Here is a 15,946-nt window from a genome sequence, read left to right on the forward strand (position 1 = left end):
GAACGCGGATTCCTGATCGCTCCGATCGCAACGGTCAGTGAAGTTCTTGCGAGTCCTCAACTCAAGTCCCGGCAATACTGGCAGATGCTCGAGCATCCGGAGCTGGGTCGCTCGTTCCCGTATCCCGGGCCGTTCGCAAAGTTCAGTGAAACGCCGATCGTTTACCGCCGACGCCCGCCGCTAATCGGAGAACACAATCACGAGGTCTATTCCAACGAGTTGGGATTGTCGGCTGCGAGAATCGAGGACCTGGCGCGAAGAGGTATAATCTGATGTTGCCGCTCGAGGATGTCAAAATTGTCGACTTCATGTGGGCGCTGGCGGGGCCGGGTACGACGAGGACGCTGGCAGACTACGGTGCGACGGTGGTCCGAATCGAATCAGCCAGCAGAATAGATGGCGCTCGTACGGTTGGTCCGTTTTACAAAAATAAGCCAGCGACCGACGGTTCGGGCCTGTTTGGAACCTACAATGCAGGCAAGCTCGGCCTCGGACTCGACCTGAGTAAGCCCCAGGCGCGAGACGTGGTGCTCGACCTTGTGCGCTGGGCTGACGTGGTGTGTGAGTCTTTTTCGCCCAAGGCGATGCGAGCGTGGAAGCTCGACTATGAATCTTTGCGTGTGATCAAACCCGATCTCATCATGCTGAGCTCGTGCCTGATGGGGCAGACCGGTCCGCTGTCCGGTTTTGTCGGGTTCGGCAATATGGCCGCGGCGATTTCCGGCTTCTACAATCTCTGCGGATGGCCGGACCGGGCGCCATCGGGGCCATTCGGTGCCTACACTGATTACATCGCGCCGCGGTTCGGCGCGGTATCGGTTCTCGCGGCGATCGATTACCGCAGGCGCACCGGCAAAGGTCAATATATCGATCAGTCGCAGGCAGAGTCTGCGCTACATTTTCTCTCTCCGGCGCTACTTGATTGCGCGACCAACGCGCGAGTCGCGCAGGGTCTCGGAAACGACGATCCGAATTATGCGCCGCATGGTGTCTATCCCGCGCTCGGTCAAGCTAGCTGGGTGGCGATTGCCTGCCTGACAGAGGAACATTGGCGCAGGTTATGCTCCGTCATGGGCCGGGATGACCTGGTGAACAACGAGAGCTTTGCGATGCTGTCCGATCGTCATCGTAATCGCGGACAATTGGATCAAGTCATCGGAGCCTGGACGATCGGTTTGACCGCTGAGGCGGTGGAGGTCGCGCTACAAGCCGCGGGCATTCCGGCGGCTGCGGTTAAGGATAGCAGAGCAGTCTGCGAGGACGAGCAGCTGGCGAGCCGCGGATACCTGATTGAGATCGAACATCCCGCTCTCGGCAAAACCGTGATTGAAGGGCCGCGCTTTCTTCTTTCGCGCACGCCCGCCAAGGTTCCGGCGCCTGCGCCTACCATCGGCGGCGACAATCAATACGTTCTTCAATCGATTCTGGGTTACGACGAAGATCGCATAACGGAGTTGGTCGCAGCCGGCGCGCTGCAATAGGTGCATCTCACCATATTGGGACGCAGTGTCCGGGCTGATCTGTCTCCGAGTTGAATCTTGGAGCGGTGGTCGCGCTACAATCCGATTTCCTTGATAAAAGGCCTCAGCGCTTGCAGCAGTCCCGCGGGATTGTCGCCCTGAATCGTGTGGCCGGCGTTAGGGACTTTAACCCAGCGGCCATGCGGCAGTGCGGCGGCGAATTTGGACGCATTCTCATCAGTGAAGACGTCGCTCCGATCGCCACGCAGCACCAACGTCGGACACGATATCTTGCGAATGTCGTCGAGGATCTGTCTCGCCCGAGCGAGCCTCTCCTGCACGAAGTCACCCGCCATCGACATCCGGTTCGGATCGTGTTTCCAGGTCCACTTGCCGTTGGGCAGTTGCCGCAGATTGTGGAGCAGGCTGCGCCGCAGCAGAGTCGGGTTGCGCCGAGGGTTGAACGCCATCGCACGTTCGACGAACGCGTCCACCGAATCCAGCACGCGATCCTGGCTGATAAAATCGCGAATCCGTTTGGAACCGCTCAGATTCAGTTCCGGTCCAACGTCGACCAGCACGAGCCCGCTCAAGCTCGACGCGTGCTCGAGCGCATAGCCGAGCGCCGCAAACCCACCCATCGAATGCGCCACCACGAGCGGCTTCTTGAGTTGGAGTTCATCGACAAAGCCTTCGACGTCGCCGACCTGGCTCTCGTGGCTGTAGTTAGACGTCGGTTCCCATTCGCTATCGCCGTGACCGCGCTGGTCAAGCGCGAAGCAGTGATAGTCCGTCCGCAGCATCAAGCAGATGACGTCCCAAGTGTGAGCATTGAGGCCTCCGCCGTGGAGAAACAAGATCGGCGGACGCCCGGCGGTCCCCCAATCGAGGTAATGGAACCGCATCCGATGGATCACGATATGATGCGATTCGGGGAGGACGACTTCGGGAAGTTTCAGTCCAGCGTGGTAGGCAGTGAGTTCGAGATGCTCGAGTTGCTCAGCAACGGTCAGCATGCATAACGCTCCTGGTCTGTTTCGACTGCGATAACAGCCGCGCGTGTACGTCCGAGGTCTAGCAAACCCGAAATAGCCGGGCAAGCAGTTGCGATTGAGGGAGGAATCTTCCCGCCGCGTTTTCGCGGCTGGCAGGCTCGGCGCGAATGCGGTAAGACACCATTCTTCCCGACAAGGAGGATGGTTCATCATGGCACTCAACGGGCAGAAACACGTGCTCGACGGCTACAAGGCGCTTGATTTCACGCAATTCGTCGCTGGTCCGACGGTCACGAAGCTGATGGCCGAGATGGGCGCCGAGGTTATCAAGGTTGAACTTGCACCCGACGGCGACCGCTCGCGCTCGATGCCATTTATCAGGAACGAACGCAGCGGCTACTTCGTCCAGCAGAATCGCGGAAAGTTGAGCCTTTGTCTCGACCCGCGAATCGAAGCCGGCAAAACGATCATCCGCGAGTTGATCGCGAAGGTGGACGTGCTGGTCGAAAATTTTGCGCCTGGCGTGATCCGCCGGATGGGCTTCGATTACGAGACCGTCCGCGGCATCAATCCAAAGATCGTCATGTGCTCGGTCTCCACCTTTGGCCAGCAGGGACCGCTTGCTCACGATCCGGGCTACGACTTCATGGGACAGGCTTATGCCGGAGTGACCTCCTTGAGCGGCGAGGAGGGTGGCCCACATTTTCCGCCGATGCTTGCGATCGGCGACGTATCTACCGGAGTGCACGGACTTGCGGCGATCGCCTGCTCGTTACTGCATCGCGAGCGCACCGGCGAGGGCCAGTACGTCGATATATCGCTCGTGGACGCCTACTTCCATTACCACGACATCTGGGTGCAATCGATTAGCGCGAGCGGCGGCTCGGCCAAGCCGGTCCGAACTGGGCTTCACTACTCAGTTCTCGCGCCGGCCGGGATGTTCAAAGCGCGCGAGGGCTACATCTTCGTTTTTGCCTGGCTCGACCATCATTGGGTCAAGCTGTGCGAGCTGATGGGCCGGCCGGAGCTGGGCCGTGATCCGCGCTTCATTGACAATACGAGCAGGCTCAAAAATCGCGCGGAGATTATCAAGGTGATCGAGAGCTGGCTGCAATCGATTCCGAGTGACGAAGTTGCGGTTGAGCTGTTGCGCGAAGCGCGAATACCTTCCGCTCCGGTGCTAACCGTCGAGCAGGCGATGAAGCATCCGCATCTGGTCGAACGGCAGACGGTGCAGACGGTGCATGATCGCATCCTGGGCGAGCTGCAGATTCCCGGCTTTCCGCTCCGCTTCTCGGCATTCCCTGATCGGCTCGAGCTCGAGGCGCCGTTCCTGGGCGAACACAACGAGCGGATTCTTTCGTCATATCTCGGCTACAGCCCTGATAGCGTCGCACGCCTGGAGCAAGAAGGTGTGCTCCGATCGTTGCCGCGTTAGCCGTCAATAAAGGTCTCGAGCATCGCTCCCGGCACGAGCAGCCGAAGCATGCAGGACCACTCCACTTCTGTTGGAGATCGGGCCGCGTCGGCGCATCAAAGCCGCTTCCCTGTTCGATGAGAGATTCGCCGCCGCCTCAACTTATCGCTGTCCTGGTTTTCGGGTTTTGGGTCAGCCACGCCGTGCCCCGGAAACGGCGCAGCGCCTTCCTGGAGTTCGCGCTACCCAGCTGCTGCGAGGAGCTACTACGGTATAGGCCCCGCGACGTGCATCCTCACTCGGCCGCGACCGAAACCTTGGACCTCAGCCTTCGAACAGATAGGGCTCTAGCGTCGCCTGCGCCGCGAGGCGGTGCTTATGCCACTTGCCGCCGCCGTAGTAGGCGAGGCTGCCCGGTGCCGCGTTGCCTTCACCGTTATAGTAGGAGATGCAATCGCGCAGCGGTGCAGTCGCGAGGTCGACGTCGCGGCAATGCTCCGCATACGCATCTTCAGGCTCCTTGCGGACATCGACGATGCGCGCGCCGCGCTCCCGCATGGTCTGCAGCAGCCACACGACATAGTCACCGTGCGCGTCGATCGCGTCGGTGAAGTTGAAGCTGCCGCCGCCGCCCTGCGGACCGGTGACGATGAACAGGTTGGGGAAGCCGTGGCTATGCAGGCCAAGGAACGTCTTGGTCCCCTCGGTCTCCCACTTCTCCTTCAGCGTGCGGCCGCCGCGGCCGGTGACCATGTTGAAGGTCGAGGTGCCCATCCACTGGAACCCGGTCGCGTAGATCAGCACGTCGAGCGGATATTCGACCCCCTCGTGGACGACGCCGCGCTCGTTGATCTCGCACACGCCGCGCGGCGCGGTGTCGACCAGATGAACGTGCGGCAGGTTGAACGCCGGCAGGTATTCGTCGTGGAAGGTCGGCCGCTTGCAGCCATACGGATAGTACGGCTTCAGCGCCGCCGCCGTCTTCGGGTCCTTGACGATCGCGTCCACGCGCGCCCGGATCTGCTCCATGATGCGGAAGTTGGAATCGAGTTGCTTCTGGGTCAGCTCCTCCTGGGTCAGCTCACGGTCGTATTTCTTGGGCTTCCTGATGTCCTGAATCTTGCCCGCCAAGTAATCGTCGTTGGCCTGGATCGCGGTGCGCCCGGCCGAGATCTTCGAGAAGCGCGCGCGCCTTGCCCGGGCCCATCCGCGCTCGTTGGCCCAGGTCGCCCGCTCCTCGTCTGTCGTCGCGCGCTGGTCGCGCACGTCGATCGAGGACGGCGTGCGCTGGAACACATAGAGCTGCCCGACAATCTTGGCCAGCTCCGGCACCGCCTGCACGGCCGTCGCGCCGGTGCCGATGATGCCGACCCTCTTGCCGCGCAGGTCTATGTTGTAGTTCCAGCGCGAGGTGTGGAAGGACTCGCCCTGGAACTTCTCCATGCCAGCGATGCGCGCCAGTTTCGGCGTCGTCAGGATACCGTTGGCCAGGATCACGAAGCGCGCACGCATCTTGTCGCCGCGATCCGTCTCGACGATCCAGCGGCCGGATGCCTCGTCCCAGGTCGTCGCCGAGACCGTCGTGTGGAACAGGCAGTGGTCGTAGAACCCGAACTTCTGGGCCATGTTCTGGCAGTATTCGAGGATCTCGAAGCCCGAGGCGAACTTCATCGACGGGATGTAACCCATCTCCTCGAGCAACGGCAGATAGCTGTAGGATTCGACGTCGCAGGCGATGCCGGGATAGCGGTTCCAGTACCAGGTGCCGCCGACGTCGCCGCCCTTCTCGCAGAAACGCACGTCGGTGAAGCCGGCCTCGCTCAGCCGGTGCCACAGCAGTAGTCCGCCGAAGCCGGCGCCGACCACCAGGATCTCGCACTCGTCGATCAGCGCTTCGCGCGGGATCGGCGGCTCCGAATAGACGTCGTCCAGATATTTCTTGAACTCGCCTTCCATGCCCATGTAGTCGGCGGCGCCGCGTCGGGCTTCCTTGAACGCGCGGTACTTGGCCTGCTCTTCCGAATCGAAGGTCGCGCCAGCCGGCATTTCCGGCAGCTCCTTCAGCTTCTGATCGGTGAGGACGGAATAGCCCTTGCCGCCAATCTTTTCGGACGCCTTGGCCGCTCGCGTGTTGAAGACTTTCAGGCCTGTCTCAGGGTCGATACGGACTGCCGCGTTCATTTTAGATTCCTCGTGAGTTCGTTGTTGCTCAGAACGATTCTTTAGCGAAAATCAGGAATTTGCGAAAGCAACCGATGAATCCGCGACGCGCTGTGGTCAGCCAGCGCACGTCGCGAACTACTCGAGGAATGTGTTGTCACTCAATATACTGAGCGTATTGCAATCTGCCGAACTGTATTTCACTGAATACGGAGCTCGCCCCTCACGCGCTTTAATGTCAGCGGTGATGGCACTTCCTGCAAGAGGATCGACCGGCTGCGGTGACCCGCGTCTTGCACTAATTCATACGCGGAACTTTTTAGGAGAAGGGAATATGAAAGTCGAAAACGCACTCTATCCGCTCACTGACCAGATCGAGACGCTCCGCAAGGATCCCTCGATCAAACCGATCGTCATGCTCAACCTGCTGAAATTCCGACTTAAGGCGCAGTATGCTGATGGCCGCAAAAGCGATCTCACCGGCCCACAGGCATACGGGATTTACGCGGACGCGATGCGCAGGATTGTCGAGCGCGAGGGCGGAAAATTTCTCTTTGGCGGCGACATAAAGTATTTGCCCGTCGGCGAAGTGGAAAACCTCTGGGACATCGTGGGACTTGTTGAATATCCCTCGCTGGCGGCGTTTGTGAAGATCGCGACTTCTCCCGAAGTCGCCGAGATCGGCGTGCACCGAGCGGCTGGCCTCGAGGGGCAACTTCTGATCTGCGTGTCGCAGCGGGACTTCAGCTCTTAATGCTGGCGTTCCGGCGCGATCCGTTCCGCGCCGCTCGGTCGGTACACGTCGCGGTGCAAGGCGTACTGGCCTGCTTGACTATTATAACCTTCGCGATGTTAGTGAATTACCGCTGAAGGAGATCTAAATATGAATTTCATCGATCAATTAGACCCGGAGCTGAGAGCGGTGGTGGAAAAGTTGCCGACTGATCGCCCGATGAATCTCAACGAGATCCCAAAAGCGCGGGCCGGAATGAAAAAAATGGTGACCGCGATGCTTAAGAACTTGCCCGCGGTCGAGGGTGTAACCAGCCAGGATCGATTGGTGCCCGGTTCTCAACGCGATCCTGACGTGCGGGTCCGCGTCTATAAGCCAAACGATCAAACCAGCAAGCTTCCCGCGCTGTACTGGATTCACGGCGGCGGATACGTGATGGGAGACATCGAGCAGGACGACCGACTCATGATGCAACTCGTCAAGAGAATCGGATGCGTGTGCGTATCGGTCGATTATCGATTGGCGCCTGAACATCCGTTTCCAGCGCCGGTCGAGGATTGTTACGCCGGGTTAAAGTGGCTGTTTGCCCATGCCGACGAGCTTGGCGTTGAGCCGGCGCGCATCGCCATTGGCGGCGCCAGCGGAGGGGGTGGCTTGTGCGCGGGGTTGGCGTTGATGGCCCGCGATCGAGGCGAAGTGCAGGTCGCTTTTCAACTTCTCATTTACCCCATGATCGACGATCGTAACGTCACCCCTGCCAGCCACGCGATTACTGACCCGCGCATGTGGAATCGCGAGAGCAACCAGTTGGGCTGGAAAGCCTACCTGGGCCGCGACGGGGGCGGGGCGGACGTATCGCCCTACGCGGCGGCGGCGCGGGCAACCGATCTGACAAATCTGCCGCCCGCTTACATTCCGGTCGGCACACTCGATCTTTTTGTGGACGAGAATATCGAGTACGCGCAGCGCCTCATCCAGGCGGGCGTGCCTACTGAACTCCACGTTTACCCTGGAGCGTTTCATGGGTTCGATCTCTTCGCTCCATCGGCAATGGTGTCAAAGCAATTCAAGGCTGACCGGGATAACGCGCTCAAGCGCGCACTTCACGATACCGCAAGATGATCGCGGTCTTAATCGCAAGATGATCGCGGTCTGGCGCCCGACAGGGAACCGCCGATCAGACAGGGGAAGGGTTAAATGAAGTTCAGCGCCGCCACCGCGCTCGTTATCGCCGATGAAATGACCGAACTTCGGCATGGCGTAGCTGTGAAATCGTCGCGTTCGGGCCGGGACAAATGGCGCACCTCCCTCGGCAACAAAGACCAGGAGGCAAGATCGCAGCGCCTCTCAGATTTGACACAAAGCTGATTCTGTTCGCGCGCGGTTCAGGTCTGTTTCGCTGGTTTGTTCACGGTTAGGACAAATGCGCTCTCCTCGAGCGCCTCGACTTCGTGTTGGATAGCATCGCCGAGTGCCAGCAACCCGCCGCGGCGCATTACCAGTTCCTCTCCGCAGGCCTTGAAGTGGATCGATCCCTCGATTACCGCGAGCGTCATAGGGCCGGCGGCGCGATGCTCTTTCATCACGGCACCCGCGTGCAGCGCAACGAGCATGATTGTGACTCTAGAATTTTTCATAAGCGTGAGCACCGCCCGACTCTCTCGCCGCCACTGATCTGAGGCCCTGAGTCGAGCGATTTCCTGATCTGTTGCGAAAGACATCAGCGGCAGGTCGAGTACGCGATGTTCTGAATCGCCCATAACGGTTCTCCTTGTTTGTACGCGTATGGATGAGATTGCGCCCGGTGACCTGACCTCCCGCTCCTGACTGAGCCGCGAAAGGAAATTGCTCAGATGTCCGTTGAGATGCTCGTCATAGCCGGCGCGAGAAATCGCCAGATCGCGCCATGGAGCGTCGGTTCGCTTTCATTTTTCACTTGTCGATCCTGACCGGTATGACACACCCCTCGCAAGTGGACGGCCGATGCCGCATCAACGATAGCTTGGGAGGTTGAACGGTTCAGCTCTGTTTTGTCGTTTTGTCCCCGAGGAGTAAAACGAATTTTGAGGAACATGGAATTTTTCGTGCGAGTGTTCGGCGTTTTCAATCGGGCCGGCGTTCGTCACTTCTTTAATACTTCGCAGCATGGTTCGCCGCACGGTAACCAAAAGAGAGCACGAAAATGGGAATCCCATCGAGCAAGCATAGTTGCGAGTCACACGAAGCTACCGATCCGGCCAAACTACAGGTTGCCACGCTGCTCTCCTTGATCGCGGGGCAAGCAGCAGAGGCCGACGCCACCCGCTCCATCTCTCCCGCTGTAATCGCGGGATTGAAGTCAAACGACGTCATGCGGATGTCCGCCGTAAGGGACTTGGGCGGCCTCGAAAGCGGCATCGCCGCCATCGGACGAGAGCTGGAAGCTGTGGCCGCCGCCTGCGGCTCGACGGGCTGGTGCCTTTGGAACCACCTGTGTGTATTCCACTTCTACTGTGGCCTTCTGGGGCCCGCTCATATTGAGTTGCTGCGCAGCATCACGACCAACCGGCTCTGGGTCTGCCTGCCAGCCGGCGCGGGTACCGGAGTGATCGGTCGAGTGGAGGGGGAGGAGGTCGTGTTGAATGGCATCGCCTCCTTCGGCTCTGGCGGACGCTACTCCGATTACGCGGGCGTCACCTTCGTCTTCGAGGGCGAGCGCGTGCCCCACTTAACGTTGGTGCGCACAGATCAGCGCGGCGTGCGCATCGACCCAACCTGGAAGGCGATGAGCCTTCGCGCCTCCGCAACCGACCACGTGCACTACGAGGAAGTGCGTGCGCCCCTCTCGAGCGTAGTGCAGTTTCCGCTGCGTTACCGTGAAGTTTTCCGCGATCCTGCCTATCCGGTCATCGATCACCGCTATCGCGAGGATTGGGTGGCCCTCTCCGACCTTTGGCTGGGCTGTATGGCGGTCGGCGTCGCCGACGCCGCGCTAAAGGAAGCCTGCAGCGGCATTCAAGGCAGAGTCGCCATCATGGGAGTAAAGATGACAGAGCGGCCCACAATCCACGTAAATCTGGGTCAGGCAGTCGCGCTAATCGCCGCTGCGCGCGCCGCCGTCTATGACGCCTGCGCCCGGACGGACAGCCGCATTGCGGCGCATCAAACTCCGACGGAGGGCGATTACCTGGAACAGCTCGGGGCCAGCATGATCGCGCTCCGCCTGTGCGACGAGGCCATGCGCCTGATCCTACGGGTGCTCGGCGGCAATGGTCTGCGAGAGGGGCAGTCGTTCGAGCGGCGCTACCGCGACTTTCAGGCTATGCCTCTGCACATTAACGCGCACCCGGACCGTGTGTCCGAACAGCTTGGCCGCCATGCCCTTGGCTTGGCGACCGAGAACCCGTTTTGAACCTCAGACCCGGGAGGAATACGGCGACGGCGACATCTTCACCTCGGCCGGCGCGCCGTACGAAAAAGAAGCAGTGCTGCCGTGGTTGTGGTTTACGATGGGCGGCGTCGAAGATGCCCAGGCCGCGATCAAGAAAGGCGGATGGTTCTTTCGCACGCTCGGCGACGGGCGTGTGCTGCTGCCATGGGGCGCGACCGAGCGCGTGGCGCGCAAAATCGATGCGACCGATCCCGACGATCTGAGTTACGCGGAGCTGGCCTGCCGCAGGCGCGTGATGGAGCAGGTGGACAGCATGCGCGCGGAAATTCCCGGCTTCGAGCACGCTCACATCTGCCATATCGCGGATCAGCTCGGCGTTACGGAAAGCCGCCGCCTGGTGGGTCGCCACGTGCTCGCGCGCGACGAGGTCGACCAACCGTGCGATGACGTAATCGCGATCACTGGCAACTGGACCAAGTACGAATCGCTCTACTACATCCCGTACGGTTCGCTGCTCGCAGCGCAGTTCACGAACCTGATCGTCGCTGGCCGTTGCATCTCGGTGGACCATCGGGTGCATCACGCGACCAAGGAGATTCCGCCGTGTATGGCGACTGGCGAGGCTGCGGGTGTTGCCGCGGCGTTATCGGTGGGCGCGGAGATCGAGCCCGCTGCACTGGACGTCAAGCTGTGCAGAATCGGCTCGAAAGTCAGGGCGCGATCCTGAGGCTTCGCTGAGACGAGGCGAGGGTTGATTCGCTGGCACGCACGGGCGGAAGCATCTACGATCTGTACATCGTACTCGTGGACCTGATTTGGGCAGGAGGCACCCGACTACCCGCGCAGACCGCGGTCAGCATCGCGACGCTGCCGCCGCCGAGAAGATGGATGGAAGTCGATTCTCGGCAAGACCAGTCGCTCTTTCGGACGCCGCAAAAAGACACGCCTTTGCGCACGTCTCAGCGATATGGTCCCTCTATAGCACCGCCTTGAGAACATCTCAAAGCCGCGCTGATTTTGAGTAGGCCGCCCAACCTGAAGAATCCGTACACGAACACAATCGGAAGGAGTTTCTGCTTTAGCGCGACCTCCACCTCTCGAGAACGGCATACGCGAACTTTCAGAAGCTCCGATATTTCGGGCTCGTCGCCCAGGTAGAAGAGAAGTCGGAATTTTGGCTCATCACCCGGATGGGCGGGCAGTTCCTTGTTCCGAATGCGAGCGACGCTAAGAGGGCGGGGACCGCTCAATTCGTTCGCCGGAATCACACAATCCGAAAACGGTACTATATGTCTCTGCGCTAATAGTGAGAGCAGGTTTCTGGCCTCTGGTCGCTCCTAGGAACGAAGCCGTGGAAGCTGGTCGTGAAGTGGCGTGCGCCGACGATCACGAATCAAACGACCGCGCCGGCGCTCGTATGGATCGTTTGACCGGTAATCTGCCGGCTGGCTGGAATGCAGAGAAACAACACCGCGGCCGCGACGTCTTCAGGTTGGGAGACCCGATGGAAAAGGTTCTCCAGCGGACCGCTCGAGGCGATGCGCTCTAGCGCGGCGGCATCGCCAAACCCTTGCGTCATCCCGGTGGCCGTAATCCCCGGCGCGATCGCGTTGACGTTGATGTCATAGCGGCCCAACTCGGCCGCGGCACTGCGCGTCAACTGGACGATGGCCGCTTTCGAGGTCGCATAGGCGATTGGAGAATTGCGCGCGCGGAAGGCGGAACTTGAACTGACATTGACGATACGGCCGCCACCGCCACGATCGATCATGTGACGCGCGACATGCTTCATCAGCAGCATCGGCGCCTTCAGATTCACGGTGTGCACGAAGTCCCAGTTCTGGTCGTCAATCTCAAGCAGGGGTTGGAACTTTCCAGCGACGCCGGCACAGTTGATAAGAAAGTCGATTCGTCCGAATTCCTGCAGAACATGCGCGACCGTATCCGGAATCCGGCTGGTGTCGCTCAGATCGGTCACGACGGCCAACGCTTTGCCGCCCGACTGTTTGACCTGAGTCACGACCGCGTTCGCTCCGGTTTCCTCGCGGTCGAGCACCGCAACTGCAGCACCCGCGTCAGCCAGAGTTATAACAGATGCGCGGCCGATCCCGGATGCGCCACCAGTCACTAGCGCCACCTTGCCAGAAAGTTCGGAAGTCATGACCACCTCCGCGCGAGCATCTTGCCGGGCCGTCGCTACTGCATCGAGCGCCGCAGCAGCCGTCCCCTACGGTTGAGAAAACGCATCGTAGAGATTCAGTCTTTCAGCGGGACAATCATCATGATGCGAGGCTCGTCGCCGACGGCCCGGGTCGTGTGACCCTTGCCCGTCAGGTCCTCTGCCAAAATTCCTTCGCCGGGTCCGAAGCGATGTATCGAGCCGTCGCCCAGCCCGATCTCAACGCCGCCGGCCAGGGTAATGACGTATTGGCGGCGCGGCGCGTTATGCCAATCGACGAATGCCCCCGGCGCCATCCGGGTGAAGATCACTCCGGTGGCTGGTTGCAAGGGCGTTTGCTCGGCGATTTGCCCTGGCGCGAACGGCATCTTCAATTCTTCCAGATGGGATTGCTGATCATCACCGCTATAAAGACGAAAAAGTCGCATGACCGATGACCTCCGCGGGCAAACCTTTCAGTCCACTTACCTCAGAGGCTGCTGGCGGGCAAGGTTAATGCGGGCCGCGGATATCGCAAAGAGCCGTCTGCCCGATGCCGCCCGAGGCTTGTGTTTGTTTCTGGGTCTATTATAACAAAGAGAATCCGAAGACATGCAGGATAGGAAAAATGGACGATAAGAGTTTTATCGCTGATTTGAAGCTGGATTTCGATCCGGACGCCCTGCGGCAGAAGTACATACAGGAGCGCGACAAGCGTGTTCGCACCGACGGCAACGCGCAATATGTCGAAATCACCGGCAAGTTCGCGCATTATCTGGACGATCCGTATGTCAAGCCTTTTGACCGCGCTCCGCTTACCGACGAGGTCAATGTAGTCGTCATCGGAGGAGGTTTCGGCGGATTGCTGGCCGGCGCGCGCTTCCACGAAGCAGGCATCAAGGACGTTCGAATCATCGAATCGGGCGGCGACTTCGGTGGCACGTGGTATTGGAATCGCTATCCCGGCGCTCAGTGCGATATCGAAAGCTATTGCTACCTGCCGCTGGTCGAGGAGCTTGGCTATACGCCGAAAGAGAAATACTCCTTCGCGCCTGAGATCTACGAGCACTCGCAGCGGATCGCAAAGCATTACAACCTTTATGACAATGCGCTGTTCCAGACGCGCGTGACGGAACTGCGCTGGGACGAAGACAATGCGCGATGGATCATCTCGACCGATCGCGGCGACATCATGCGGGCCCGTTTCGTGGTCATGGCCACCGGACCGCTGAACCGTCCGAAATTGCCGGCCATCAAGGGCATCGAGGAATTCGAGGGCCACACTTTCCACACCAGCCGCTGGGATTACGATTACACCGGCGGCGATCACTCGGGCGGACTGACCAAGCTCGCCGACAAGCGCGTCGCAGTGATCGGCACCGGCGCCACGGCCATCCAGTGCGTGCCGTTCGTCGGCGAGTACGCCAAGCAGCTCTATGTATTCCAGCGCACGCCGTCGTCGGTGGATCTTCGCGGCAACCGGCCCACCGATCCTGAGTGGGCGCAGAGCCTGAAGCCCGGATGGCAGCGGGAGCGGCGCGAGAACTTCAACAATATGGTCATCGGTGTCCCGGTCGAGAAGGACCTGGTTAACGACGGCTGGACCGACATCTTCCGCAACCTCGGAATCGCGGCGAAAAAGACTGCCAAGGCCGCCCAAATGTCGAAACGCGAAACGGCGATGCTGATGGAAATCGCCGACTTTCAGAAGATGAACGGCATCCGCGCTCGGGTCGAGACTACCGTCGCCGATCCGGCCACCGCGGAGGCGCTGAAGCCTTGGTACCGTCAGTTCTGCAAGCGGCCGACCTTCAACGACGACTATCTGCCGACCTTCAACCGACCCAACGTCAAGCTAATCGACACCAGCGAGTATCAGGGCGTGCAGCGGATCACCAAGACTGGCATCGTGGCGAACGACGTCGAGTACGACGTCGATTGCATCATCTTCGCCACCGGCTTCGAGGTCGGCACGGCGTGGACTCGTCGCGCGGGCTACGAGGTGATCGGGATGGGCGGCAAAACCTTGACCGACTATTGGGCCGACGGGATGAAGACCTATCATGGCTTCTCCAGTCATGGCTTCCCGAACTGCTTCATCTTGGGCCCGTCGCAAAACGGCACGTCGGTGAACCTGACGTCGGTGCTGGACGACCAGGCCCAGCACATTGGCTACATCATCAAACAGGTGACGGACCGGGGCCTTCGCTACTCGCAGCCGACTAAAAAAGCGGAGGAGGAGTGGGTCGCGGAAATCAAACGTCTGGCGGTGGTCGCGGCGCGCTTTCTCTCGAACTGCACGCCCGGCTACTACAACAACGAGGGCCATTTCGAAGATGGCGGCGAGGGCCTATTTGGCGGAGTCTATGCACCGGGCATCAACGCCTTCAACGCGCTGATGGCCAAATGGCGCGAGAAGGGCGATCTTGAGGGCCTCGAGTTAGGCTGAGCGACTGGGAATTTTTTGTCGCGAGTCCTTTGCGATGCGTATCCTGATTTTTCCGGGCCGTTTCCTTGCGCCCACTGCACCCTCACCCGCCTCATCGCTTGACGCGTTTCGGCGCGCCTCTCCCGCAACAAAGCGGGCGAGGCAAAAGAAAGAGGCGGGACTCTTCGGCGTCGCATCCGTCGCCTCAGAGTAGCAAAAGTGGAAATGGCTCGCTCAATGCGGCATCGCCGTGACGCAAGCGCTTGCCCGGCGTCGAACTCGTCGGCTATATCCGCGCGATGATTTCCTCCTGAAACTTCTCGAGTGTTCGCGTGATGACCTCGGGCTTCGTGCCCGGCGGGGTCATCACGACCCGCGCAACGCCGAGGTCTGCGAGTGCCTTCAGATTGTCCGGCCGCATTGATGGAGCCATGCAGGTAAATTCGATATCGGCTGGATCGCGTCCTGCCTTCTGCGCCTCGGTTCTCACCAGATCGAAAAGCGGTTTCAATTTTTCCGGATTCACCACCGTTGGAAAAAATCCGTCGCCGTAGCGCCCTGCGCGTCTGGCAGCAGCGGGCGAATGGCCGCCGACGTGAATTGGGACATTTTTCCTCACCGGCTTTGGATAAGAATGAAGGGGGCCGAACTTGAAGTGCTTGCCTTCAAACGACGATGTGCCTTCGCTCCAGAGCGCGCGCATCGCCCGGATAGCTTCGTCGGTCATCGCGCCGCGATGGTGGAAATCGATTCCAAGCGCCTCAAATTCCTCTTTCATCCAGCCGCTTCCGATCCCAAGGATCGCCCGTCCGCCGGATAACACGTCCAGCGTGGCGACCTCCTTAGCGGTGTAAATCGGATGTCGCTGCGGCAGGATTAGTATTCCGGTCGCGAGCTTGATGGTCTTGGTGATCGCCGCGACATAGGCAAGGGGTAGTAGAGGATCTGGAATCGCCACCGTATCGCCCCCGGGCATTTGGCCGTCTTTGCTTCCCGGGTAAGGGATATGCTTAACGGGCACTACGACGTGCTCGACAGTCCAGAAGGATTCGAAACCGCATCGCTCGGCGGTGGTCGCCAGATGACCCATCAGGGCAGGCTCGCTAAAAGCTCCCGAGTTGGCGAAGGCAATTCCGAATTTCATATTTTACAACTCCCGCGGCAGTTATGATCTTCAGTCGATGTATTGATCGGATCGAGATCTTTTACTAGCGGCATTGAGCGA

16 protein-coding genes are annotated in these 15,946 nt (G+C 60.0%); 9 read left to right on the forward strand and 7 right to left on the reverse strand.

The features are described from left to right. Together Q7S58_RS06690 and Q7S58_RS06695 are read left to right on the forward strand one after the other, a co-directional pair. Positions 1-273: CoA transferase (locus Q7S58_RS06690; RefSeq protein WP_304822404.1), on the forward strand; the 273-nt coding region annotated here is incomplete at its 5' end. Next, positions 273-1,481, forward strand: coding sequence for a CaiB/BaiF CoA-transferase family protein (locus Q7S58_RS06695; protein WP_304822406.1), 1,209 nt, complete (start codon positions 273-275; stop codon positions 1,479-1,481). The genes Q7S58_RS06690 and Q7S58_RS06695, both read left to right, overlap by 1 nt. 74 nt (positions 1,482-1,555) lie before the next feature. Here the strand turns inward: Q7S58_RS06695 and Q7S58_RS06700 are convergent, their stop codons facing one another. Beyond that, the gene (locus tag Q7S58_RS06700; RefSeq protein WP_304822409.1) at positions 1,556-2,476 is read right to left on the reverse strand and encodes an alpha/beta fold hydrolase; all 921 of its coding nucleotides are present in this window, start codon (positions 2,474-2,476) and stop codon (positions 1,556-1,558) included. A 190-nt stretch (positions 2,477-2,666) separates the two neighbouring features. Between Q7S58_RS06700 and Q7S58_RS06705 the strand changes: the two genes are divergently transcribed. Then, entirely contained in the window at positions 2,667-3,893 is a 1,227-nt protein-coding gene (locus Q7S58_RS06705; RefSeq protein WP_304822411.1) for a CaiB/BaiF CoA-transferase family protein, read from the forward strand. Positions 3,894-4,196: 303 nt separating this feature from the next. Here the strand turns inward: Q7S58_RS06705 and Q7S58_RS06710 are convergent, their stop codons facing one another. After that, complete coding sequence (locus Q7S58_RS06710) at positions 4,197-6,053, reverse strand: NAD(P)/FAD-dependent oxidoreductase (protein WP_304822414.1); 1,857 nt, start codon at positions 6,051-6,053, stop codon at positions 4,197-4,199. A 133-nt stretch (positions 6,054-6,186) separates the two neighbouring features. On the opposite strand from Q7S58_RS06710, the gene Q7S58_RS06715 reads away from it, so the two are divergent. The 3 genes from Q7S58_RS06715 to Q7S58_RS06725 all read left to right on the forward strand — a co-directional run bounded on the left by Q7S58_RS06715 (position 6,187) and on the right by Q7S58_RS06725 (position 8,133). Beyond that, complete coding sequence (locus Q7S58_RS06715; protein WP_304822416.1) at positions 6,187-6,786, forward strand: DUF1330 domain-containing protein; 600 nt, start codon at positions 6,187-6,189, stop codon at positions 6,784-6,786. 129 nt (positions 6,787-6,915) lie between these two features. Further along, the gene (locus Q7S58_RS06720; RefSeq protein ID WP_304822419.1) at positions 6,916-7,887 is read left to right on the forward strand and encodes an alpha/beta hydrolase; all 972 of its coding nucleotides are present in this window, start codon (positions 6,916-6,918) and stop codon (positions 7,885-7,887) included. A 75-nt stretch (positions 7,888-7,962) separates the two neighbouring features. Further along, entirely contained in the window at positions 7,963-8,133 is a 171-nt protein-coding gene (locus Q7S58_RS06725; RefSeq protein WP_304822422.1) for a hypothetical protein, read from the forward strand. Positions 8,134-8,150: 17 nt separating this feature from the next. Here Q7S58_RS06725 and Q7S58_RS06730 read toward each other — a convergent pair whose 3' ends face one another. Further along, positions 8,151-8,402 (reverse strand): hypothetical protein, encoded by a 252-nt coding sequence (locus Q7S58_RS06730; protein ID WP_304822425.1) that lies wholly within the window; start codon positions 8,400-8,402, stop codon positions 8,151-8,153. 212 nt (positions 8,403-8,614) lie between these two features. Beyond that, positions 8,615-8,839 carry a hypothetical protein gene (locus Q7S58_RS06735; protein WP_304822428.1) on the reverse strand — a complete coding sequence of 75 codons (225 nt, stop codon included), beginning with the start codon at positions 8,837-8,839 and terminating at the stop codon, positions 8,615-8,617. A gap of 108 nt (positions 8,840-8,947) precedes the next feature. On the opposite strand from Q7S58_RS06735, the gene Q7S58_RS06740 reads away from it, so the two are divergent. Further along, on the forward strand, positions 8,948-10,156 hold the full coding sequence (locus Q7S58_RS06740) for an acyl-CoA dehydrogenase family protein (protein ID WP_304822431.1): 1,209 nt from the start codon (positions 8,948-8,950) through the stop codon (positions 10,154-10,156). Then, positions 10,122-10,862, forward strand: coding sequence for an FAD-dependent oxidoreductase (locus Q7S58_RS06745; RefSeq protein ID WP_304822434.1), 741 nt, complete (start codon positions 10,122-10,124; stop codon positions 10,860-10,862). Before Q7S58_RS06740 ends, Q7S58_RS06745 begins: the two co-directional genes overlap by 35 nt. A gap of 666 nt (positions 10,863-11,528) precedes the next feature. On the opposite strand, the gene Q7S58_RS06750 is transcribed toward Q7S58_RS06745, so the two are convergent. Together Q7S58_RS06750 and Q7S58_RS06755 are read right to left on the reverse strand one after the other, a co-directional pair. Next, positions 11,529-12,296: an SDR family NAD(P)-dependent oxidoreductase gene (locus Q7S58_RS06750; RefSeq protein WP_304822437.1), complete on the reverse strand. Its 768-nt coding sequence runs from the start codon at positions 12,294-12,296 to the stop codon at positions 11,529-11,531. A gap of 95 nt (positions 12,297-12,391) precedes the next feature. Next, on the reverse strand, positions 12,392-12,742 hold the full coding sequence (locus Q7S58_RS06755; protein WP_304822441.1) for a hypothetical protein: 351 nt from the start codon (positions 12,740-12,742) through the stop codon (positions 12,392-12,394). Positions 12,743-12,921: 179 nt separating this feature from the next. Between Q7S58_RS06755 and Q7S58_RS06760 the strand changes: the two genes are divergently transcribed. After that, positions 12,922-14,742 carry an NAD(P)/FAD-dependent oxidoreductase gene (locus tag Q7S58_RS06760; RefSeq protein WP_304822444.1) on the forward strand — a complete coding sequence of 607 codons (1,821 nt, stop codon included), beginning with the start codon at positions 12,922-12,924 and terminating at the stop codon, positions 14,740-14,742. Between the two features lie 265 nt (positions 14,743-15,007). On the opposite strand, the gene Q7S58_RS06765 is transcribed toward Q7S58_RS06760, so the two are convergent. Then, complete coding sequence (locus Q7S58_RS06765; protein ID WP_304822447.1) at positions 15,008-15,865, reverse strand: LLM class F420-dependent oxidoreductase; 858 nt, start codon at positions 15,863-15,865, stop codon at positions 15,008-15,010. Positions 15,866-15,946 lie beyond the last annotated feature (81 nt).

The sequence above is a fragment of the Candidatus Binatus sp. genome, from assembly GCF_030646925.1.
Classification (GTDB): Bacteria; Desulfobacterota; Binatia; order Binatales; family Binataceae; genus Binatus.